Raw genomic sequence first — 22593 nt, 5'->3', positions numbered from 1 at the left:
CTCGCCTTATTTGCCGCCGAGCGTCACAAACAGGGTCAAGAGCCCCAACATGCCGATAATCATGGCGAACGCGTAGTGATAGATGTAACCGGATTGAAGGAAGCGGATCACACCGGCGAACCAGCCCATGAACCGCGCACTGCCGTTGACGATGCCGTCGATGACGACCACATCGCCCTCTTTCCACAAACCGCGGCCGATCGCAACCGCGCCCTTCGCGAACACGACTTCGTTGATCTTGTCGCAGTAATACTTGTTGTCGAGCAGCACGTAGATCGGGCGGAACGTGCGGGCCACGACTGCCGGCAGATCCGGGCGCTTCATGTAGAAGAACCACGCGACGATCACGCCCAGCGCTGCGAGCCACACCGGTCCCGGCGTGATGATGCCGTGCAGCGCCATCGCGACCCAGCCGTGGAACTCTTCGGCCATTTCCTTCAGGCCTTCATGGTTTTCGGCGATGTAGATCACCTTGTCGAAGACCACGCCGTGCGAGAAGAAGTCACCGTAGATCATCGGGCCGATCATGATCGCGCCGATGATGATCGACGGAATCGCGAGCAGCACGAGCGGTAGCGTCACCACCCACGGCGTTTCGTGCGGCTCGTGAGCGTGACCATGATCGTCGTGATGACCGTGCGAGTCATGACCGTGGCCATGCGCTTCGGCCTGGCCCATCGGCGAGTCGGGATGCTTCGGACCACGGAAGCGCTCCTTGCCGTGGAACACCATGAAATACATGCGGAACGAGTACAGCGACGTGACGAACACGCTCGCCACCACCGCGAAGTACGCGAAGCCCGAGCCCGCCAGATGCGAGTACTTCACCGCCTCGATGATCGAGTCCTTCGAGTAGAAGCCCGAGAAGAACGGCGTGCCGATCAGCGCGAGCGAACCGATCAGCGACGTGATCCACGTGATCGGCATGTATTTGCGCAGGCCGCCCATGTTGCGCATGTCCTGATCGTGGTGCATGCCGATGATGACCGAACCCGCGCCGAGGAACAGCAGCGCCTTGAAGAACGCGTGCGTGCCGAGGTGGAACACTGCGACCGGATAGGCCGACACGCCGAGCGCCACGGTCATGTAGCCGAGTTGCGAGAGCGTCGAGTAGGCGACCACGCGCTTGATGTCGTTCTGCACGACACCGAGGAAACCCATGAACAACGCCGTGATCGCGCCGATGACCGTCACGAACGAGAGCGCCGCGTCGGAGTGCTCGAAGAGCGGCGACATGCGCGTCACCATGAAGATGCCGGCCGTCACCATCGTCGCCGCGTGAATCAGCGCGGAGATCGGCGTCGGGCCTTCCATCGAGTCGGGCAGCCACACGTGCAACGGGAACTGCGCCGACTTGCCCATCGCGCCGATGAAGAGGCAAACGCACGCGACCGTCAGCAGGCCCCATTGCGTGCCGGGGAAAGTCATCGCCGCGAGCTTGTCGCCTTGCGCGAACACGTCGCCGTAGTTCAGCGATCCCGAGAACGCCAGCAGCAAACCGATGCCGAGCAGGAAGCCGAAGTCGCCCACGCGGTTCACGATGAACGCCTTCATGTTGGCGTAGATCGCGCTTTCACGCGTGAAGTAGAAGCCGATCAGCAGATACGACACGAGACCCACCGCTTCCCAGCCGAAGAACAGCTGCAGGAAGTTGTTGCTCATGACGAGCATCAGCATCGAGAACGTGAAGAGCGAGATGTACGAGAAGAAGCGCTCGTAGCCGACTTCCTCGTCCGCCATGTAGCCGATCGTGTAGATGTGCACCATCAGCGAGACGAAGGTCACGATGACCATCATCATCGCGGTGAGCGAGTCGACCAGGAAGCCGACTTCCATCTTCAGCGCGCCGACGTTCATCCATTCGTAGATGGTCGCGTTGAAGCTCGCGCCGTGCATCACGTCGTTGAAGACGATCGCCGAGAGGATGAACGAGATGAAGACGCCGAGGATCGTCACGCGATGCGCGCCCTTGCGCCCTACCCATTTCGCGAACAGCCCCGCGATCAGACAGCCGGCCAGCGGCGCCAGCGGAACCGCGAGCAGGAGGTTTTCATTGAGTGTCGTGGACATAACAGCCTAGCCTGAAATTAACCTTTGAGCTGATCGAGGTCCTCGACGTTGATCGTGTCGAGGCTACGGAACAGGGTCACGAGAATCGCGAGACCGATCGCGGCTTCAGCCGCGGCCACGGTCAGGACGAAGAACACGAAGATCTGGCCGTGCACGTCGCCCAGATAGTGCGAGAACGCGACGAAATTGGTGTTCACCGCGAGCAGCATCAGCTCGATCGCCATCAGGATGATGATGACGTTGCGGCGGTTCAGGAAGATGCCGACGATGCTGATCGCAAAGAGGATCGCACCGAGCACGAGGTAATGGGCAAGACTCAACATATTCGATTTCTCCTTCGCGCTCAGCCCTTGTTGTCGACGGTGCCCGCGCCGATGTTGCCGGTCACGGCCGGTTCCGTCGTGGCGTCGGGCGCATCTTTTTCCGCCTGCATCTTCACGAGACGCACGCGATCCGAAGCGCGCACCTTGACTTGCTGGCTGACGGTCTGCGTCTTCTTGTCCTTCTTGTCGCGGATCGTGAGCGAGATTGCCGCGATGATCGCGACGAGCAGCACGAGGCCCGCAATTTCGAACGCGAAAATATAGTCCGTGTAGATGACCTTGCCGATGAGCTGCGTGTTCGGCATCAGCGCCGCGCCGGAGACGCCCGCGCCTGCGGCTGCATCGCGCAGCGGCGTCGTCGTCGCGCCGTAGCCGTGCCACAGGATCAGCGCCGTCTCGATCACGATGATCGCGCCGACGATGCTCGCGAGCGGCACGAAACGCTTGAAATCGCGCCGCAATACGTCGATGTTGATGTCGAGCATCATCACGACGAAGAGGAACAGCACCATCACCGCGCCGACATAGACGAGAACCAGCAGGATCGCGAGGAATTCGGCTTGCAGCAGCATCCAGATCGCGGCGGCGTTGAAGAACGCGAGCACGAGAAAGAGCGCGGATGACACCGGGTTGCGCGAGGTGATCACCTTCAGCGCGGACACGGTCAGCAGCAGCGCGAAGATATAGAACAGTACGGTTGTGAATTCCATGATTACCGGTTCATCGTTAGGCCATCATCAGGCATGGTGTGTCGGCGCTTTCGGACAGGAGTCGCCCTCGGCGCGCGCCGCAGTGTGCCAAACAGCAACAACAAAATCGCTTCAGCTCGATGCCGGAACCCAGGTGCTAAACCGAGCGCTCCGGCATCTCGCGTCAATCAACGATAAGGCGCGTCCGCCGCCTTCGCTGCGGCGATTTCCTGCTCGTAGCGATCGCCCACCGCGAGCAGCATGTCCTTCGTGAAATACAGATCGCCGCGCTTTTCGCCGTGATATTCGAGGATGTGCGTTTCGACGATCGAATCGACCGGGCAGCTCTCTTCGCAGAAACCGCAGAAGATGCATTTGGTCAGGTCGATGTCGTAGCGCGTCGTGCGGCGCGTGTTGTCCGCGCGCGTTTCCGATTCGATCGTGATCGCCATCGCCGGGCACACCGCTTCGCACAGCTTGCAGGCAATGCAGCGCTCTTCGCCATTCTCGTAGCGGCGCAGCGCGTGCAGGCCGCGGAAACGCGGCGAGATAGGCGTCTTCTCTTCCGGGAACTGCACGGTGATCTTGCGCTGGAACGTGTAACGGCCCGTCAGCGCGAGACCCTTCAGCAGCTCGGTCAGGAAGAAGGTTTTGAAGAAGTTCTGAATTGCGTTCATGATGATTTCGTCCGCTCTTGTCCTGGGTTCGTCCGACTACTTCCAGATGTTGAGCGGCGACATGATCCAGAAACCGACCACGACCACCCAGATCACCGACACCGGCAGGAACACCTTCCAGCCGAGACGCATGATCTGGTCGTAGCGGTAACGCGGGAACGTCGCACGCGCCCAGATGAAGACCGACAGCAGCAGGAAAACCTTGAAGACGAACCAGAATACGCCCGGAATGAACGACAGGAAGCCGAACGGTGCATCCCAGCCGCCGAGGAACAGCGTCGTGGCGATCGCCGAGATCACGATCATGTTGATGTACTCGGCGAGGAAGAACAGCGCGAACGCCATGCCCGAGTAATCGATCATGTGGCCTGCGACGATTTCCGATTCACCTTCCACCACGTCGAACGGGTGACGGTTCGTTTCGGCAATGCCCGAGATGAAGTACACGACGAACATCGGCAGAAGCGGCAGCCAGTTCCACGACAGGAAGTTGACGCCCCAGCCCGCGAACATGCCGCGCTGCTGCGAGTGCACGATTTCCGACATGTTCAGCGTGCCCGCGACCATCAGCACGACGACGAGCGCGAAGCCCATCGAAATTTCGTAGGACACCATCTGCGCGGCTGCGCGCATCGCGCCGAGGAACGCGTACTTCGAATTCGACGCCCAGCCCGCCAGGATCACGCCGTACACGCCGATCGACGAAATCGCCATGGCATACAGCAGGCCTGCGTTGATGTCGCCGAGCACGGCTTGCGCCTGGAACGGAATGACCGCCCACACCGCGAACGCAGGCACCACGGTCATGATCGGCGCGATCATGTAGATCCACCGGCTCGCCTGCGTCGGCTGAATCACTTCCTTCAGCAGCAGCTTCAGGACGTCCGCGATCGGCTGCAAGAGACCCGCAGGACCGACGCGATTCGGACCAAGACGGACGTGCATCCAGCCGATGAGCTTGCGTTCCCAGAGAATCAGGTACGCCACGCACAGCAGAATGACAACCGCCACCACGAGGATGCGGACCAGCGCCCACACCGTCGGCCATGCGACGCCCAGAAGCTGCGTGCCGCCTGCGTTGATCGTATCGAACAAGCCCATTTTTACGCCTTCTCCACTACCAGTTCACCGAACAGGCCGCCGAGCGCGGCGCCAGCCGTCGTGCCCGCCGACACGCGGACCACCGATTCCGCGAGATTCGCATCGCGGACCGCGGGCAACGTCACCGACAGGTTGCCCTGCTTGATACGCACTGCTTCGCCGTCCTTCAGACCGAGCTTGTCGAAGAGCGCGGTCGGAAGACCGGCCACGTTCGCAGCGCGGGCGGCCGCCGTCAGATGCAGCGACGGCGCGCGGCGCACGAGCGCATCGGCGTGATAGATCGGCACATCGGCGAGACGCTGCAGCCCGCTGCCGTTCAGCGTCACATTCGATGCGGCGCGTGCGGCCGTCACCGACGTCTTGTTCGACAGACGCGCAGTCAGATCGCCCGTACCGAGCGCCGCGATGCGCACTTCTTCGGCCGTGTCGAACTCGAAGCCCGGCAAGTTGAGGATCGTGCCCAGCACGCGCAGCACCTTCCAGCCCGGACGCGTATCGCCCAGCGCGCGCACGACGCCGTTGAACGACTGCGCCGTACCTTCTGCGTTGACAAACGTGCCCGACGTTTCCGTGAACGGCGCAACCGGCAGCAGCACGTCCGCATAGTCCATGCCGTGCTTGAACGGCGACATCACGACGACCATTTCAGCCGCCTTCAGCGCGGCGATGGCCTGCGCCGGATTGGCCGTGTCGTATTCCGGTTCGGCGTTCAGCAACACGTAGCCCTTGCGCGGTTGCTCGAACACTTCGCGTGCGTTGAGACCGCCCTCGCCCGGAAGCGCATCGACGAGATGCGCGCCGACGGAGTTCGCGCCTTCCGTGAGGAAGCCGAGCGTCGCGCCGGTATTGTCGGCGATCCACTGCGCCGCCGCCTGAATCTGTGCAAAGTCCGGATGCTGAACCGCGAGGTTGCCGAGCAGCACGACGCGCTTCTCGCCCGCCGACAGCGATGCCGCCACGTCCTTCGCCGCAGCCGATACTTCGCGGCCCGCGAACGCGTCCGGCAGCGCGACGCCGCGCGCTTCGGAGACGGCTGCCGCGATGCCCGCGAGCTGATCGAGCCACGCGGAAGGCGCCGCGACCAGACGATGCGCGGTCGGAATCAGCGAGTCGTCGTTGCTGGCGTTGAGGAACGTAATCTTCGCACCGCTCTTCGCGGCCTGGCGCAGACGCGCTGCGAACAGCGGGTGATCGCGACGCAGGAACGAGCCGATCACGAACGCCGTGTCGATGTACGACAGATCCGCGATCTTCGTGCCGAGCCACGGCGCACCGACGCCCACCGGCGCCGAGAAATCGTTCTGGCGCAGACGGAAATCGACGTTCGGCGTACCGACGCCTTCAGCCAGTTGCTTCAACAGATGCAGTTCTTCGACAGTGCTGTGCGGCGTGGCCAGGGCAGCGATAGCGTTCGCGCCATGATCGGCCTTGATGCCCTTCAGACCCTTCGCCACGTATTCGAGCGCGGTCTGCCAGTCGGTTTCGATCCAGTTGCCGCCTTGCTTCAGCATCGGCGTGGTCAGACGGTCGTCGCCGTTCAGGCCTTCGTACGAGAAGCGATCCTTGTCCGAGATCCAGCATTCGTTGATGGCTTCGTTTTCCATCGGCAGAACGCGCATCACGCGGTTGTTCTTCACCTGCACGACGAGGTTCGCGCCGACGGAATCGTGCGGGCTCACCGACTTGCGGCGCGACAATTCCCACGTCCGCGCGCTGTAGCGGAACGGCTTGCTCGTCAGCGCGCCGACCGGGCACAGGTCGATCATGTTGCCCGACAGCTCCGAATCCACCGTCTTGCCGACGAACGACGTGATCTCCGAATGCTCGCCGCGGCCCAGCATGCCGAGCTCCATCACGCCGGCGACTTCCTGGCCGAAGCGCACGCAACGGGTGCAGTGGATGCAGCGCGACATCTCTTCCATCGAGATGAGCGGACCGACGTTCTTGTGGAACACGACGCGCTTTTCTTCGCTATAGCGCGACTGCGACTTGCCGTAACCGACGGCCAGATCCTGCAGTTGGCACTCGCCGCCCTGATCGCAGATCGGGCAATCGAGCGGGTGGTTGATCAGCAGGAATTCCATCACCGACTGCTGGGCCTTCACGGCCTTGTCGGAAGTGGTGCGCACCACCATGCCCGCCGACACCGGCGTGGCACAGGCGGGGACGGCCTTCGGCATCTTTTCGACTTCGACGAGGCACATCCGGCAGTTCGCCGCGATCGACAGCTTCTTGTGATAGCAGAAGTGAGGAATGTACGTATCGACCTTGTGCGCAGCCTGGATCACCATGCTGCCTTCAGGCACCTCGACCGTCTTGCCGTCAATTTCTAGTTCAACCATGATGGGGAATGGTCCTCAACCTCTTATCTTGCGCATCTGACTGCGCGCCTGATTACGCGGTAAGCGCTTCGGACGCCGCATGATGCGCGTGCCCGCCGACGAGACAGTGCTTGTGCTCGACGTGATATTCGAATTCGTCCCAGAAGTGCTTGAGCATGCCGCGCACGGGCATCGCGGCTGCATCGCCGAGCGCGCAGATCGTGCGGCCCATGATGTTTTCCGCGACAGAGTTCAGCAGATCCAGATCTTCCTTGCGGCCGAGACCGTGCTCGATGCGATGCACCACGCGATAGAGCCAGCCGGTGCCTTCACGACACGGCGTGCACTGGCCGCACGACTCTTCGTAATAGAAGTACGACAGGCGCAGCAGCGAGCGCACCATGCAACGCGTCTCGTTCATCACGATGACCGCGCCCGAGCCCAGCATGGAGCCGGCCTTCGCGATCGAATCGTAGTCCATGTCGGTGGCGAGCATCATCTCGCCCGGCACGACCGGTGCGGACGAACCACCCGGAATCACGGCCTTGACCGACTTGCCGCGCACGCCGCCCGCCAGTTCCATGAGCGTCGAGAACGGCGTGCCGAGCGGAACTTCATAGTTGCCCGGACGATTCACATCGCCTGACACGGAGAAGATCTTCGTGCCGCCGTTGTTCGGCTTGCCGATCTCGAGGTAATTCTGCGGCCCGATTTCCAGCAGGAAAGGCACGGCCGCAAACGTCTCGGTGTTGTTGATGGTCGTCGGCTTGCCATACACGCCGAAGCTCGCCGGGAAAGGCGGCTTGAAACGCGGCTGGCCCTTCTTGCCTTCCAGCGATTCGAGCAGCGCAGTCTCTTCGCCGCAGATGTACGCGCCATAACCGTGGTGCGCATACAGCTCGAACGAGAAGCCCGAGCCGAGAATGTTCGCGCCGAGATAGCCCGCCGCGCGCGCTTCTTCGAGCGCCGCTTCGAACACCTTATAGACTTCGAAAATCTCGCCGTGGATGTAGTTGTAGCCGACGGTGATGCCCATCGCATACGCGCCGATGGCCATGCCTTCGATCAGCGCGTGCGGGTTCCAGCGCAGGATATCGCGGTCCTTGAACGTGCCCGGTTCGCCTTCGTCCGAATTGCAGACGAGATACTTCTGCCCCGGGAACTGACGCGGCATGAAGCTCCACTTCAGGCCGGTCGGGAAGCCCGCACCGCCGCGGCCGCGCAGCCCCGACGCCTTGACGTCGGCGATCACCTGCTCCTGCGGAATCTTTTCTTCGAGAATGCGGCGCAGCTGCTTGTAGCCGCCGCGCGCGACGTAATCTTCGAGATGCCAGTTCTCGCCATTCAGCCCGGCGAGGATCAGCGGCTTGATGTGACGATCGTGGAGTGACGTCATTTCGAAAGGTCCTCGATCAACTGGTCGATCTTCTCGCGGCTCATGAAGCTGCACATGCGATGGTTGTTCACGAGCATCACGGGTGCGTCGCCGCACGCGCCGAAGCATTCGCCTTCCTTCAGCGTGAACTTGCCGTCCGGCGTGGTCTCGCCGAAATCGATGCCGAGCTTCTGCCTGAGATACTCCGCGGCACTGTCCGAACCGCCGTCCGGACCGAGCTGGCAAGGCAGGTTCGTGCAGAGCGTGATCTTGTGCTTACCGACCGGCTTCAGTTCGTACATCGTGTAGAACGTGGCGACTTCCTGTACCGCGACGGGCGGCATGCTCAGGTAATCGGCGACGAACTGCATGATGTCCGGCGAGAGCCAACCATGCTCTTCCTGAGCGACAGCGAGCGCCGCCATCACCGCCGATTGCTTTTGCTCGGCGGGATACTTCGCGACCGCGCGATCGATTTCTTTCAGGCCTTCAGCTGAGATCATTTTCAGACACGACTCTTTCAATTCCTACCGAACGAAAACCTGCCGCGTCCTTCGTGTTGCGGCAGACCTGGCGTTCCTGCGGGTTCCTGTTAGTGCTTCCGCTTTTCCTGCGCGGCGGCTCGACGAGCGCACCGCGCAAGCGGCGAATGAGATCAGCGATCGATCTCGCCGAACACGATGTCTTGCGTACCGATGATCGTCACAGCGTCGGCGATCATGTGGCCTCGCGCCATTTCGTCGAGCGCTGCGAGGTGTGCATAGCCCGGCGCGCGAATCTTCAGGCGATACGGCTTGTTCGCGCCGTCCGAAATCAGATAGATGCCGAATTCGCCCTTCGGATGCTCGACGGCCGCGTACGTTTCGCCTTCCGGCACGTGGAAGCCTTCGGTGAAGAGCTTGAAATGGTGAATCAGCTCTTCCATGTTGCTCTTCATGCCGACGCGCGACGGCGGCGCAACCTTGTGATTATCGACCATCACAGGGCCGGGATTCTTGCGCAGCCACGCAATGCACTGTTGGGCGATGCGGACCGACTGGCGCATTTCTTCCACGCGCACCAGATAGCGGTCGTAGCAATCGCCATTCACGCCGACGGGGATGTCGAAGTCGAGCTGATCGTACACTTCGTACGGCTGCTTCTTGCGCAAATCCCATTCGATGCCCGAGCCGCGCAGCATCGCGCCCGAGAGGCCCATCTGCAACGCGCGCTCCGGGCTCACGACACCGATGCCCACGAGACGCTGCTTCCAGATGCGGTTGTCGGTGAGCAGCGTTTCGTACTCGTCGACACAGCCAGGGAAACGATTGAAGAAGTCCTCGATGAAGTCGAGCAACGAGCCCTGACGGGTCTCGTTCATCTTGTCGAGCGCCTTCGCGTTGCGGATCTTCGATGCCTTGTACCGCGGCATTGCATCCGGCAGATCGCGATACACACCGCCCGGACGATAGTAAGCCGCGTGCATGCGCGCGCCCGACACCGCCTCGTAGACGTCCATCAGATCTTCGCGCTCACGGAACGCGTAGAGAAACACCGCCATCGCGCCGACGTCGAGCGCGTGCGAGCCGATCCACATCAGGTGGTTCAGCACGCGCGTGATTTCGTCGAACAGCACGCGGATATATTTCGCGCGAATCGGCACGTCGATGCCGAGCAGCTTTTCGATGGCGAGCACATAGCCGTGCTCGTTGACCATCATCGACACGTAGTCGAGACGGTCCATGTACGGCACGGACTGAATGAAAGTCTTGGTCTCGGCGAGCTTCTCGGTCGCGCGATGCAACAGACCGATGTGCGGATCGGCGCGCTGAATCACTTCGCCGTCGAGTTCGAGCACGAGGCGCAGCACGCCGTGCGCTGCCGGGTGTTGCGGGCCGAAATTCAGCGTGTAATTTTTGATCTCTGCCATGACGTTCTCTTAATGTTTCAGACCGCCATAACGATCTTCGCGAATCACGCGCGGCGTGATCTCGCGCGGCTCGATCGTCACAGGCTGATACACGACGCGCTTCTCTTCCGGGTCGTAACGCATTTCCACGTAGCCGGAAACCGGGAAATCCTTGCGGAACGGATGACCGATGAAGCCATAGTCCGTGAGAATGCGGCGCAGGTCCGGATGGCCTTCGAACACGATGCCGTAGAGGTCGAACGCTTCACGTTCGTACCAGTTCGCCGACGACCAGATATCGACCACCGAAGGCACGATGGGCACTTCGTCGTCCGGAGCGAATACGCGCACGCGCACGCGCCAGTTGTGCGTGATGGAAAGAAGATGGCTGACCGCCGCGAAACGCGGGCCGTCGTAGACGCCGTCGCCGTAGGTCGAGTAATCGACGCCGGACAGGTCCATGAGCTGCTCGAAGCGCAGCGACGTGTCGTCGCGCAGTTGCTTGCAGACGTCCAGATAGTTGGCCGCCTTGACGACGACCGTCACCTGACCCAGCGACTCGGTGATGCTCTGGAGACGGTCGCCAAACGCCGTCTCGAGGTTCGCTTTGAGGGTCTCGAGTTTGCTTGCCATAGTTGGGGAGACTGAGGCCCTTACTGACGGGCGATGGTGTTGGTGCGGCGAATCTTCGCCTGCAACTGGATCACGCCGTAGACCAGGGCTTCGGCGGTCGGAGGACAACCGGGAACGTACACATCGACCGGCACGATCCGGTCGCAACCACGCACGACGGAATACGAATAATGGTAGTAGCCGCCGCCGTTCGCGCACGAACCCATCGAAATGACCCAGCGCGGCTCGGCCATCTGGTCGTACACCTTACGAAGCGCGGGCGCCATCTTGTTGCACAGTGTGCCGGCCACGATCATCACGTCGGACTGGCGCGGGCTCGGACGGAACACCACACCGAAACGATCCAGGTCGTAACGGGCGGCGCCCGCATGCATCATCTCGACCGCGCAGCACGCGAGACCGAACGTCATCGGCCACAGGGAGCCGGTGCGCGTCCAGTTGATCAGCTTGTCAGCCGTGGTGGTGACAAAGCCTTCCTTCAAGACCCCTTCGATACTCATTTGTTTTCCACTCCAGATGAGCAGCCAGCCAATGCCGCCCATGAATCCGGTGATCTGACTGTCATTCCCAGTCGAGTCCGCCCTTTCTCCAGATGTAGGCGAAGCCGAGCAAAAATTCGAGCAGAAAAATCATCATTGCGATGAAGCCAGGCCAGCCGATATCGCGCAGGGAAACACCCCACGGAAACAGGAACGCCGTCTCAAGATCGAAAATGATGAAAAGAATCGCGACGAGATAGTAACGCACATCGAACTTCATACGCGCGTCTTCGAACGCTTCGAAGCCGCACTCGTACGGCGCGTTCTTTTCGGTGTCGGGCTTGTTGGGACCGAGGATCTTGCCGATGCTAACCAACGCAATACCTAAACCAAGGCCCACCACAAGAAACAAGAAGACGGGGTAATAGGGTGCGAGGTTCAAGGCTATCCTCAGATCGGTAGATGTGGTCTGTTATTGATTGGAGCGCTTCAGCCGGGACGGACCACCCGGCGGGAGATTTCACTTGGGACCGCTCACGATATCAGCACACTGTGACAACCGCTTTGACGATGTCGATGCTGCTGCGAAAACGTAAGGGTACTCCAGAAGTGACAATGCCAGCCGAAGCGATGCATGCGGCTGGCATTGGATAACTTTGGTGCCGACGGCGAGACTCGAACTCGCACAGCTTTCGCCACTACCCCCTCAAGATAGCGTGTCTACCAATTTCACCACGTCGGCACTGTACTGCAATCCGGGAAAACTACTTCTTAATTGCCGCGAATCGCTTCAAGACTTGAATTATAACTGGGCCCTACGAATTGTTCAACGCACAAAATGCAAATTATGCGAAAAATTCGTCTCGTCGTTATTTGGGCACATCGGAGCCCGGCGCGGACGATGCGACCGGTGCCGATGCGGGTGCCGAAGTCGCTGAAGCCGCCGCCGATGCCGGTACTGGAGCCGCACCGCCGAGCACGCCGGCCGAAGTTTGCGGCTTGTAGCTGCCGAGGTAAGTCAGCGTGAGCGTCGTGACGAAAAAGACCGCGGCCAGAACCGCCGTGGTACGCGACAGAAAGTTGGCAGAGCCCGTCGCACCGAAGAGACTGCCCGATGCACCGCTGCCGAACGCCGCGCCCATGTCCGCGCCCTTGCCGTGTTGAAGCAGCACGAGGCCGATGACGCCCAGCGCCGACAACAACTGAACGACGATAATCAATGTCTTCAAATACAGCATTTCAACTCACCTGGTTCCTGATGTTTCCGTGACACCTTCGTGTCGCAATGGGTCTTGCGCCTGCCCTGCCCGCTCGCCGTTCGATGCTCAATGCAACACGGTTTGCGCGGCCCGGCAGATCGCCAGAAAATCCTTCGACTTCAGCGACGCGCCGCCGATCAGCCCGCCGTCGATGTCCTTTTGCCCGAACAGTTCTTCCGCATTTTCGGGCTTCACGCTGCCACCGTACAAGAGCGGCACATTCGCCACCGATGCGCCCTTCTCCAGCAGCTTGCGGCGCAGAAATGCGTGAACGTCCTGTGCCTGCAGCGGCCGCGCGGTCTTGCCCGTGCCGATCGCCCAGACCGGCTCGTACGCCACCACGATGCCTGCGGCCTGCGCTTCCGTCAGCGAAAGCAGCACGGCGTCGAGTTGCGTGCCGATGACCTGCTCCGTCTTGCCGGCCTCGCGTTCCTCGAGCGTTTCGCCAACGCAGACGATCGGCGTGAGACCCGCCTCGATCGCGCGCTTTGCCTTCTCCGCGACGAGCTCCGGACTTTCGCGATGATACGCGCGTCGCTCCGAATGCCCGACGATCGCGTACGTCACGCCGAAGTCTGCTGCCATTTCGGCCGCGACTTCGCCGGTAAACGCGCCGCCCGTATGCGCCGACACGTCCTGAATGCCCCACTGCACGACCGAGCCCGCGAGAAGCGCCTGCGATTGTGCGAGATAAGGGCACGGCACGCACACACCGACGCGCACGCCCTTTTGCAAAGCTGATGCACCTGCGGCAACTTCGGTCAGCAAGGCCGCGTTGTCACCGATGCGTCCGTGCATCTTCCAGTTGCCCACCACCAGTTTCGCTCGTTCTCTGGACATAAGTCTCGTCAGTCGCCGGCAGCTTCGATGAGCCGCCCTGTTATAGGAATGAATCCGCTACGAACTGCAATCTGCCTGCAAAACAGGCGATTTTACTGTGTTAAGACGAACCCGGTCAAACCGCCAAAAGCGGACCGCAACGCTGAACCCGCGACTCTTCGAAAAGATCACGCGTTCTCGCGCCAGTCGAGCACGATCTTGCCGACGTGCGTGCTGCTCTCCATGAGCGCATGCGCGGCAGCGGCTTCCGCAGCGGGGAACACCTGATGGATGACCGGCTTGATGCGTCCCGCTTCGACCTCCGGCCAGACACGTTCCTTGAGCCTGGCCGCGAGCTTCGCCTTGAATGCGACGGGACGCGGACGCAGTGTGGAACCGGTGATGACGAGACGTCGACGCAGCACGTCGTTGAGATTGATCTCCGCCTTCGCGCCGCCCAGCAAAGCGATCACGCAGATGCGCCCGCCATCGGCCAGCGCCTTGAGCTCGCGCTGGAGATAATCGCCTGCGACCATGTCGAGAATCACGTCGACGCCACGATCGTTCGTCAGTGACTTCACCACTTCGACGAAATCTTCCGTCTTGTAGTTGATCGCGCGCTCCGCACCGAGCGCTTCGCATGCGCGGCACTTTTCGTCGGTGCCGGCGGTGGCGAACACGCGATAGCCGAGCGCACGCGCGATCTGAATCGCCGTCACGCCGATACCGCTCGATCCGCCCTGCACGAGCAGCGTTTCTTCTGCGCCGTTTTCGCCCGAACCCAACTGGCCGCGCTCGAAGACATTGCTCCACACGGTGAAGAACGTTTCCGGCAACGATGCCGCTTCGATATCCGACAAACCCTTCGGCACCGGAAGGCATTGCTCGAGCGGCGCGACCGCGTACTCGGCATAACCGCCGCCAGCGAGCAGCGCGCACACGCGATCGCCTTTTTTCAGGCCGAACGGATTGTGCTTCGGATCGAAATCGCCATCGACGATTTCACCCGCCACCTCCAGCCCCGGCAGATCGGACGCCCCCGGCGGCGGCGCGTAGGCGCCCTTGCGCTGGAACACGTCCGGCCGGTTCACGCCGGACGCCGTCACCTTGATGAGGACCTCGCATTTGCCCGGCGCCGGGGTCGGCCGCTCGCCCAGCTTCAGGACTTCGGGTGCGCCAAACTCGGTGATTTCGATGGCCTTCATGACTTCTCCCTGTGCCGATCAGACTGAGTGTGCATCCGAACCGGATGGCACTGCGCGCGCGTCAAAGCAATCCGCGCTCCACACTGCCATCGGGTCCGACGACGCATCGGACAATGCATAGCGTCCGATGCGTCATACATGAAAACGGCCGGCTCGCATCCGCGGCCGGCCGTCTACACATTACCGCATTACTGCTGCGGGTGCGTGGGTTCCGCCTGTTGCGCGCCTTCGTTCAAAAGTGCCTTCGCCGACAGTCGCACACGGCCCTTTTCGTCCGTCTGAATGACCTTGACCTTCACGATCTGGCCTTCCTTCAGGTAGTCGTTGATGTCCTTCACGCGCTCGTTGACGATCTCCGAGATGTGCAGCAGACCGTCCTTGCCCGGCAGGATGTTCACGATCGCGCCGAAGTCGAGCAGCTTGAGCACCGGGCCTTCGTAGATCTGGCCGACTTCCACTTCCGCCGTGATGTTCTCGATGCGCTTCTTCGCTTCGGCCATGCCTTCGCTCGACGTGCTCGCGATGGTGACGACGCCGTCGTCCGAAATGTCGATGGTCGTGCCGGTCTCTTCCGTCAGCGCGCGGATCACCGAACCGCCCTTGCCGATCACGTCGCGGATCTTCTCCGGATTGATCTTGATGGTGATCATGCGCGGCGCGTAGTCGGACAGTTCCGTGTTCGTGTGCGGCACCGCGGCGGTCATCTTGCCGAGGATGTGCATGCGGCCTTCCTTCGCCTGCGCGAGCGCGACCTGCATGATTTCCTTCGTGATGCCCTGGATCTTGATGTCCATCTGCAGCGCCGTGACGCCTTGCGCCGTGCCGGCCACCTTGAAGTCCATGTCGCCGAGGTGATCTTCGTCGCCGAGGATGTCGGTCAGAACCGCGAACTTGTTGCCTTCGAGGATCAGGCCCATCGCGATGCCCGCGACGTGCGCCTTCATCGGCACACCGGCGTCCATCAGCGCGAGACAGCCGCCGCAGACCGAAGCCATCGACGACGAACCGTTCGATTCCGTGATTTCCGACACGACGCGGATCGAGTAGCCGAATTCGTCGGCGCTCGGCAGGCACGCGACGAGCGCGCGCTTGGCCAGACGGCCGTGGCCGATTTCACGACGCTTCGGCGAGCCGACGCGGCCGGTCTCGCCCGTCGCGAACGGCGGCATGTTGTAGTGAAGCATGAAGCGCTCGCGATATTCGCCTTCGAGCGCGTCGATGTTCTGCTCGTCGCCCTTCGTGCCCAGCGTCGCCACGACCAGCGCCTGCGTCTCGCCGCGCGTGAAGAGCGCCGAGCCGTGCGTGCGCGGCAGAACGCCCGTGCGGATTTCGATCGGACGCACGGTGCGCGTGTCGCGGCCGTCGATGCGCGGCTCGCCGTTCAGGATCTGCGTACGGACGATCTTCGCTTCGATGTCGAACAGCACGTTGCCGACCGTTGCCTTGTCGGCGGAGACCGTGCCGCCCGCTGCGGCTTCTTCTTCCAGCTTCGCCGACGTCGCCGCGTACACTTCCTTCAGCTTGGCCGAGCGCGCCGACTTGTTGCGCAGTTGATAAGCCGCTTCGAGTTCCGACTGGGCGATTGCCGAGACGCGCGAAATCAGCGCTTCGTTCTTCGGCGCCGGCTGCCAGTCCCATTCGGGCTTGCCGCCCTCGCGCACGAGTTCGTGGATCGCGTCGATGGCCTTCTGCATCTGCTCGTGGCCGTAGACGACCGCGCCGAGCATCACTTCTTCGGAAAGCTGCTGCGCTTCCGATTCCACCATCAGCACCGCGCGTTCCGTGCCCGCGACGACGAGATCGAGCGCCGATTCCTTCATCTGCGCACGCGTCGGGTTCAGCACGTACTCGTTGTTCAGATAGGCGACGCGCGCCGCGCCGACCGGACCGTTGAACGGCAGACCGGACACGGCCAGCGCCGCCGATGCGCCGATCAGCGCCGGGATGTCCGCGGGAATCTCAGGATTCAGCGACAGGACGTGGATCACGACCTGCACTTCGTTATAGAAGCCTTCCGGGAAAAGCGGGCGCAGCGGGCGGTCGATCAGACGCGAGATCAGCGTCTCGCCTTCCGACGGACGGCCTTCGCGACGGAAGAAGCCGCCCGGAATCTTGCCTGCGGCGTAGGTCTTTTCGAGGTAGTCGACGGTCAGCGGGAAGAAGTCCTGGCCCGGCTTGGCGGTCTTCGCGCCGACGACTGTGGCGAGCACGACGGTATCTTCGACATCGACGATGACCGCGCCGCTTGCCTGACGCGCGATTTCGCCCGTTTCGAGGCGGACATTGTGCTGTCCCCACTTAAATTCTTTGACGATTTTATTGAACATTGTGACTCCTTCTACGTTGCGCCGCGCCGGCCCATTGGCGCTGGCTTGGGCGGTCGCGAGCCACGCTTGAGAGGTGTGATATGCCATTCCAGCGCGGGGCTTGCCCGACGTGCGCGCGGCCTACGCCGCGATGGAATGACACAAAGCTCTGCCGCGAGGCCGGGACCGGGTGTCGAGCCGGATGATGCATCCGGGTAAAGCAACTGAAGCAAAATGAAGCAACTGAACCGCTGAAACTGCCGACTACGTCGCCGTGACTGCGGAAACGCCATCGGGCACCACTTCACTGCCGAAACGCACAAAAACAAAAGTGCCTGTATCAGCGGACTGACACAGGCACTTCGTTTAACGGCAGCCGTTTGACGCCAATTACTTGCGCAGACCCAGCTTTTCGATCAGCGAGCGATAACGATCCGCATCCTTGCCCTTCAGGTAGTCGAGCAGCTTGCGACGGCGGCTCACCATGCGCAGCAGGCCGCGGCGGCTGTGGTGATCCTTCGAGTGCGACTTGAAGTGGACGGTCAGTTCGTTGATGCGGCTCGTGAGCAGTGCGACTTGCACTTCAGGGGAGCCGGTGTCGTTGGCGCCGCGCGCGTGTTCTGCGACGATGTCGGACTTCTTGATTTCTGCTACGGACATTTGCTTTTCCTTTGATACAGACAGGCGGTCACGGAAGAAAGGCCGTGCCGTGGAGGTTTCCATTTCAGGTTTTCGCAACGGACAAGCCGAAGACGAAGCGTGGAGTATAGCACACGGTGCGTCGGCAAAGACCCGGTTTCCCGGCTAGCGTGCCGGACGCGTCATCCTGCAGGTCGTCGGCTGGGCGGTCTTCTCGGCCGGAACGGCGAGCAGCGTGCGAAAGCCGTAGCCAGAGCCTTCGTTGTCGAAGCGCACGCCCTTCGTGCCCGCCTTGTCCATTTCCATCACATAAAGGGGCTGGATCACCTGATGATCGTCGGCGCGCATCGTCAACGTTTGGAAGGATTCGCCGTCGAACTTCATGCCTTCCAGCGCACGCGCCACGGCGAGCGGGTCCGCGCTGCCGGCGCGCGTCATCGCCGCGGCGAGCATCTCGATCATCAGCGGCATGCGCAGCACGAGGTAGTCGTCGGCCGCGGAGGGATAGCGCGCGCGAAACGCGCGGTAATACGCGTCCGACGCTGCACCGCCCGCGTTCGGATGCCAGTCCGCGACCGCAATCACGCGCTTTACGCCCGCATCGCCGAGCGCCGCCGGCGCGCCGAGGCTGTTGCCGTAGAACGTGTAGAACTTGGTGTCGAGCCCCTGCTCGCGCGCCGCCTTAACGAGCAGCGTCAGATCGTTGCCCCAGTTTCCGGTGATGACCGCGTCCGCGCCGCTCGCGCGAATTTTCGCGATGTACGGCGCGAAATCCTTCACGCGTCCGATCGGATGAAACTCATCACCGGCGATCGCGATATCGGGCCGCCGCTCCTTCAGCGCGCGCTGCGCCTGGCGGCTCACGTCGTGGCCGAAACTGTAGTCCTGATTCAGCAGATAGACCTTCTTCACCGCGCGATCGTCCTGGAGCGCATCGGCGAGCGCGTCCATGCGCATGCCGGCGTGGGCGTCGAAGCGAAAATGCCAGAAGCTGCACGCGTCGTTCGTGAGCGCGGGATCGTCGGCGGAATAGTTCAGAAACAGCACGCGCCGCTCCGGTTCGCGCGCGTTCTGCTTGTCGATCGCCGCGACGAGCGCCGCCGCCACCGCCGAACTGTTGCCCTGCATGACGAAGCCGATCTTCTCGTCGATCGCCGCGCGCAGTTGCACGAGCGTTGCCTCGCTGCTGCCCTTGCCATCGAGCACGACGAGTTGCAGCGGATGCATGCCGTCGGCGAGCTTCACGCCGCCGTTCGCATTCACGCGCTCGATGCCGAAGCGCAGATTGCGCTCGACCATCGCGCCCGCGTTCGCGAACGGCCCGGACATGCCTTCGATCAGCGCGAGCTTGACGGGCGGCAGTTCGACCGCGCTCGCCGCGCACGACCACACGAGGCACGCCGATGTCAAAACGCGCAGCCATCGCGCCGCGTGCACGCCGATTCCTTTCTTCATGGGTTTATGCCGATCCGCTGAAAGCGCGGATCATAGGCCGCACCGAGCTCGCGGCGCAAGTCCGGCATTGCCGACACTTCCGCTCGAATGCCGCGACGTCGTGGAGAATGTTTTATCGCGCGTCCATGTCAAAATCACCAGAAACAACGAACGAATCAGCACGTGGAGGCTGTCATGCCGTACCTATTCAATCGCTTGCGCGGCGCGCTCGCCGGCGCAGGCGTCGCACTGCTGCTCACGGCCTGCGCGCAGCCGTGGCAGAACTACCAGACCGGCGCCGATGTATCGACGATCACCACCCGCCTCGGGCCGCCGCGCGAAGTCTACGATCTGCCCAACGGCGGCAAGCGCCTCATGTGGCCGACGCAGCCGCTCGGCGAATTCACGACTGCCGCCGATATCGACGCGTCCGGCAGGATCGTGAACGTGCGGCAGGTGCTCGAGGAGAACGAGCTCTACAAGGCGCAGATCGGTACGTGGACGAAGGCCGACGTGCTCGTGAACTTCGGCCGGCCGGTGGAGACGTCCTACTTTCCGCTGATGAAGCGCGAAGTCTGGACTTATCGATACATGGAAGCGAACATCTGGTACCTGATGTACAACTTCTATTTCGACGATCAGGGCATCTTGCGGATGACGCAGAAAACGCCCGATCCGCTGCACGATCCCGACAGGCGCAATCTGTTCTGAGCGCCGTATCGCATCAAGCAAAAAGCCCTCGCGAAGAGGGCTTTTTTGCGTTTGAAGCGAAAGAATCAAAGCTGCGGATTGAGCTTCTCGACCTTCGAGTGCAGCTTGTTCAACGCGGCGATATACGCCTTCGCCGACGCCGCGACGATGTCCGGGTCCGTGCCCACGCCGTTCACGATACGCCCGCTCTTCGACAGACGCACCGTCACTTCGCCTTGCGCCTGCGTGCCGGTGGTGATCGCGTTGACCGAATACAGCACGAGTTCCGCGCCGCTCTCGACCTTCGATTCGATCGCGTGCAGCGTCGCATCGACCGGGCCATTGCCGCCCGCCTCGCCCGTGACCTCGGCGCCTTCCACCGCGAATACGACCTTCGCCTGCGGCTGCTCGCCGGTTTCCGAATGCTGCTTCATCGACACGAAGCGGAAGTGTTCCTTCGCCTGTGCCTCGGCGGATTCCTCGGAGACGATCTGCATGATGTCTTCGTCGAAGATTTCGGCCTTGCGGTCGGCGAGATCCTTGAAGCGCGCGAACGCGGCGTTCACATCGGCTTCGGATTCGAGCGTCACGCCCAGTTCTTCCAGACGCTGCTTGAACGCGTTACGGCCGGACAGCTTGCCGAGCACGATCTTGTTCGCGCTCCAGCCCACATCTTCCGCGCGCATGATTTCGTACGTGTCGCGCGCCTTCAGCACGCCGTCCTGGTGGATGCCCGACGCATGCGCAAACGCATTCGCGCCGACGACCGCCTTGTTCGGCTGCACGACGAAACCGGTGATCTGCGAAACGAGCTTCGAGGTCGGCACGATCTGCGTCGTATCGATGCCGACATCGAGGCCGAAGTAATCCTTGCGCGTCTTCACGGCCATCACGATTTCTTCGAGCGACGTGTTGCCGGCGCGCTCGCCGAGACCGTTCATCGTGCATTCGACCTGTCGCGCACCGCCGATCTGCACGCCCGCGAGCGAATTCGCCACCGCCAGGCCGAGGTCGTCGTGGCAGTGCACGGACCAGATCGCCTTGTCGGAATTGGGCACGCGCTCGCGCAGCGTTTTCACGAGATTGCCGTAGTGTTCGGGAATTCCGTAGCCGACCGTATCGGTGATGTTGATGGTGCGCGCGCCTTCTTCGATCACGCCTTCGAGCACGCGGCAGAGAAAGTCGATATCCGAGCGGCTGCCGTCTTCGGGCGAAAATTCGACGTCGTCCGTGAACTTGCGCGCGAACCGCACCGCGAGACGCGCCTGGTCGTAGACCTGCTCCGGCGTCATGCGCAGCTTCTTTTCCATGTGCAGCGCCGACGTGGCGATGAACGTGTGGATGCGGAACTGGCTCGCGGGCTTGAGCGCGTCGGCGGCGCGCTGAATGTCCTTGTCGTTCGCGCGGGCGAGCGAGCAGACCGTGCTGTCCTTCACGAGCGACGCGATCGTGTTGATCGCGTCGAAGTCACCGTTCGAGCTGGCGGCAAAACCCGCTTCGATGATGTCGACCTTCATGCGCTCCAGTTGCTTCGCGATGCGGATCTTCTCTTCCTTCGTCATCGACGCGCCGGGGGACTGCTCGCCATCGCGCAAGGTCGTGTCGAAAATGATCAACTTGTCTGCTGCCATGTTCAGCTCCTGTGGGGAGATTTATCGATTGTTGGAAATATCGAGACGAAAAGCAAAAGGGAATTCGGGTGTTCGCGCCACCGCTGGCGTCGAAAACCTGAAAGGACGAGCAGACGGGAGGCGAGAAGAATCAGCGCGGTAGGCGCGCTAGTAGCGATACTGCGCGTGCCGACGAAACAGCGGACGCACCAGCCGGGAACAACGAGAAGGGGAACGGAAAAAAGTTCATTCAAAAACTATAACGGCTTTTGGATGTGCATGCAATCAGGCTTTCCCATCGCGCCGATTGGCACTGCGCGCCGCGACTCGGGTTTGCGTCGAGCCAAAAACAAAAAAGCCTGCATCCGAAAGGAGGCAGGCTTTTCTTGATGCAGACAGACCGATCAGTAACCGCCGATCGAAGCGCTCACGCGCTGACGCAGTTCCGAGCCATCGCCGATTTGCGCGTTCTCGATACGGCGCGCGCCCTGAAAGCGCTTTTCCCAGTAGCCGTCTTCCATGTCGTCGACACGGATCGTGCTGCCGGTGGACGGCGAATGCACGAACTTGTTGTCGCCGATATAGATGCCGACGTGCGAGAACGAACGGCGCATCGTGTTGAAGAACACGAGGTCGCCCGGCTTGAGATCGGAGACGGTCACCTTCTCGCCGACGCGGCTCATTTCTTCGGCCCGGCGCGGCAGCGTCATGCCGAGCGTGTCCTGAAACACGTAACGCACGAAGCCGCTGCAATCGAGGCCGGAATCCGGGGTGTTGCCGCCCCAGCGATATCGCACGCCGATCATGTTGAGCGCGCCGACGACGACATCGCCTGCTTTGCTCGCTACGCCAGACAGAAACGACTTTGCGCCGCCCGGACTGCTGGCGGCGTCTGCGCTTGCCGCATCGGTGGATTTGCTGGAGGAGAAAATGCCATTGTTGGCATTCTGGCTGCTACTGTTGACTTCGTCGGCGAACGCGCCGGAAGCTGTTGTCATCAGGAGGCCGATCAACATGCCCGCGGCGGCGCGCGCGCATGTCTGAGTCATCGTTAGTGGCTGCATCGGTCGGTAGG

Annotated in this window: 21 protein-coding genes and 1 tRNA gene; 1 reads left to right on the top strand and 21 read right to left on the bottom strand. The window is 61.9% G+C overall.

Translation table 11 applies throughout. The features are described 5' to 3' along the window. Positions 1-6: 6 nt before the first annotated feature. From nuoL to AWB74_RS11425, 19 genes are all read right to left on the bottom strand, one after another. Complete coding sequence (nuoL, locus tag AWB74_RS11515; RefSeq protein ID WP_061146880.1) at positions 7-2070, bottom strand: NADH-quinone oxidoreductase subunit L; 2064 nt, start codon at positions 2068-2070, stop codon at positions 7-9. A gap of 17 nt (positions 2071-2087) precedes the next feature. Continuing rightward, a complete protein-coding gene (gene nuoK / locus AWB74_RS11510; protein ID WP_007588140.1) occupies positions 2088-2393 on the bottom strand; it encodes an NADH-quinone oxidoreductase subunit NuoK in 306 nt (101 codons plus the stop codon). Between the two features lie 20 nt (positions 2394-2413). Further along, positions 2414-3103 carry an NADH-quinone oxidoreductase subunit J gene (locus AWB74_RS11505; protein WP_061127318.1) on the bottom strand — a complete coding sequence of 230 codons (690 nt, stop codon included), beginning with the start codon at positions 3101-3103 and terminating at the stop codon, positions 2414-2416. A gap of 167 nt (positions 3104-3270) precedes the next feature. Further along, on the bottom strand, positions 3271-3759 hold the full coding sequence (gene nuoI, locus AWB74_RS11500) for an NADH-quinone oxidoreductase subunit NuoI (RefSeq protein ID WP_061146879.1): 489 nt from the start codon (positions 3757-3759) through the stop codon (positions 3271-3273). Positions 3760-3795: 36 nt separating this feature from the next. Next, positions 3796-4860 (bottom strand): NADH-quinone oxidoreductase subunit NuoH, encoded by a 1065-nt coding sequence (nuoH, locus tag AWB74_RS11495; protein WP_061127316.1) that lies wholly within the window; start codon positions 4858-4860, stop codon positions 3796-3798. 2 nt (positions 4861-4862) lie between these two features. Next, positions 4863-7202, bottom strand: coding sequence for an NADH-quinone oxidoreductase subunit NuoG (nuoG, locus tag AWB74_RS11490; protein WP_061146878.1), 2340 nt, complete (start codon positions 7200-7202; stop codon positions 4863-4865). 52 nt (positions 7203-7254) lie between these two features. Beyond that, positions 7255-8577 carry an NADH-quinone oxidoreductase subunit NuoF gene (gene nuoF, locus AWB74_RS11485; protein ID WP_061146877.1) on the bottom strand — a complete coding sequence of 441 codons (1323 nt, stop codon included), beginning with the start codon at positions 8575-8577 and terminating at the stop codon, positions 7255-7257. Continuing rightward, positions 8574-9059: an NADH-quinone oxidoreductase subunit NuoE gene (gene nuoE / locus AWB74_RS11480; protein WP_061146876.1), complete on the bottom strand. Its 486-nt coding sequence runs from the start codon at positions 9057-9059 to the stop codon at positions 8574-8576. Before nuoE ends, nuoF begins: the two co-directional genes overlap by 4 nt. A 152-nt stretch (positions 9060-9211) precedes the next feature. Beyond that, positions 9212-10465 (bottom strand): NADH-quinone oxidoreductase subunit D, encoded by a 1254-nt coding sequence (locus AWB74_RS11475; protein WP_061146875.1) that lies wholly within the window; start codon positions 10463-10465, stop codon positions 9212-9214. Positions 10466-10474: 9 nt separating this feature from the next. After that, the gene (locus AWB74_RS11470) at positions 10475-11077 is read right to left on the bottom strand and encodes an NADH-quinone oxidoreductase subunit C (RefSeq protein ID WP_061127312.1); all 603 of its coding nucleotides are present in this window, start codon (positions 11075-11077) and stop codon (positions 10475-10477) included. A gap of 20 nt (positions 11078-11097) precedes the next feature. Continuing rightward, a complete protein-coding gene (locus tag AWB74_RS11465; RefSeq protein ID WP_006052903.1) occupies positions 11098-11577 on the bottom strand; it encodes a NuoB/complex I 20 kDa subunit family protein in 480 nt (159 codons plus the stop codon). A gap of 61 nt (positions 11578-11638) precedes the next feature. Beyond that, a complete protein-coding gene (locus AWB74_RS11460) occupies positions 11639-11998 on the bottom strand; it encodes an NADH-quinone oxidoreductase subunit A (RefSeq protein ID WP_041730499.1) in 360 nt (119 codons plus the stop codon). 215 nt (positions 11999-12213) lie between these two features. Then, positions 12214-12298 (bottom strand) — tRNA-Leu (locus AWB74_RS11455). 127 nt (positions 12299-12425) lie between these two features. Next, positions 12426-12794, bottom strand: coding sequence for a preprotein translocase subunit SecG (gene secG / locus AWB74_RS11450; protein WP_061146874.1), 369 nt, complete (start codon positions 12792-12794; stop codon positions 12426-12428). A gap of 87 nt (positions 12795-12881) precedes the next feature. Beyond that, a complete protein-coding gene (tpiA, locus tag AWB74_RS11445) occupies positions 12882-13655 on the bottom strand; it encodes a triose-phosphate isomerase (RefSeq protein ID WP_061146873.1) in 774 nt (257 codons plus the stop codon). A 167-nt stretch (positions 13656-13822) separates the two neighbouring features. Further along, on the bottom strand, positions 13823-14839 hold the full coding sequence (locus AWB74_RS11440) for an NAD(P)H-quinone oxidoreductase (protein ID WP_061146872.1): 1017 nt from the start codon (positions 14837-14839) through the stop codon (positions 13823-13825). A 188-nt stretch (positions 14840-15027) separates the two neighbouring features. Then, the gene (gene pnp / locus AWB74_RS11435) at positions 15028-17166 is read right to left on the bottom strand and encodes a polyribonucleotide nucleotidyltransferase (protein WP_061146871.1); all 2139 of its coding nucleotides are present in this window, start codon (positions 17164-17166) and stop codon (positions 15028-15030) included. Positions 17167-17535: 369 nt separating this feature from the next. Further along, on the bottom strand, positions 17536-17805 hold the full coding sequence (gene rpsO / locus AWB74_RS11430) for a 30S ribosomal protein S15 (RefSeq protein ID WP_061127306.1): 270 nt from the start codon (positions 17803-17805) through the stop codon (positions 17536-17538). A 144-nt stretch (positions 17806-17949) separates the two neighbouring features. Then, positions 17950-19239 carry a branched-chain amino acid ABC transporter substrate-binding protein gene (locus AWB74_RS11425; protein WP_096032017.1) on the bottom strand — a complete coding sequence of 430 codons (1290 nt, stop codon included), beginning with the start codon at positions 19237-19239 and terminating at the stop codon, positions 17950-17952. Between the two features lie 174 nt (positions 19240-19413). Here AWB74_RS11425 and AWB74_RS11420 point away from each other — a divergent pair, with 174 nt between their 5' ends. After that, the gene (locus AWB74_RS11420) at positions 19414-19929 is read left to right on the top strand and encodes a hypothetical protein (protein WP_061146870.1); all 516 of its coding nucleotides are present in this window, start codon (positions 19414-19416) and stop codon (positions 19927-19929) included. 65 nt (positions 19930-19994) lie between these two features. Here AWB74_RS11420 and AWB74_RS11415 read toward each other — a convergent pair whose 3' ends face one another. Together AWB74_RS11415 and AWB74_RS11410 are read right to left on the bottom strand one after the other, a co-directional pair. Next, positions 19995-21539 (bottom strand): 2-isopropylmalate synthase, encoded by a 1545-nt coding sequence (locus tag AWB74_RS11415; RefSeq protein ID WP_061146869.1) that lies wholly within the window; start codon positions 21537-21539, stop codon positions 19995-19997. A gap of 383 nt (positions 21540-21922) precedes the next feature. Further along, complete coding sequence (locus AWB74_RS11410; protein ID WP_061146868.1) at positions 21923-22582, bottom strand: C40 family peptidase; 660 nt, start codon at positions 22580-22582, stop codon at positions 21923-21925. Positions 22583-22593 lie beyond the last annotated feature (11 nt).

This window comes from Caballeronia arvi (genome assembly GCF_001544695.2).
Taxonomy (GTDB): domain Bacteria; phylum Pseudomonadota; class Gammaproteobacteria; order Burkholderiales; family Burkholderiaceae; genus Caballeronia; species Caballeronia arvi.
The sequence above is the reverse complement of the archived record's forward strand: the minus strand, read 5'-3'. Positions and strand labels throughout refer to the sequence as shown.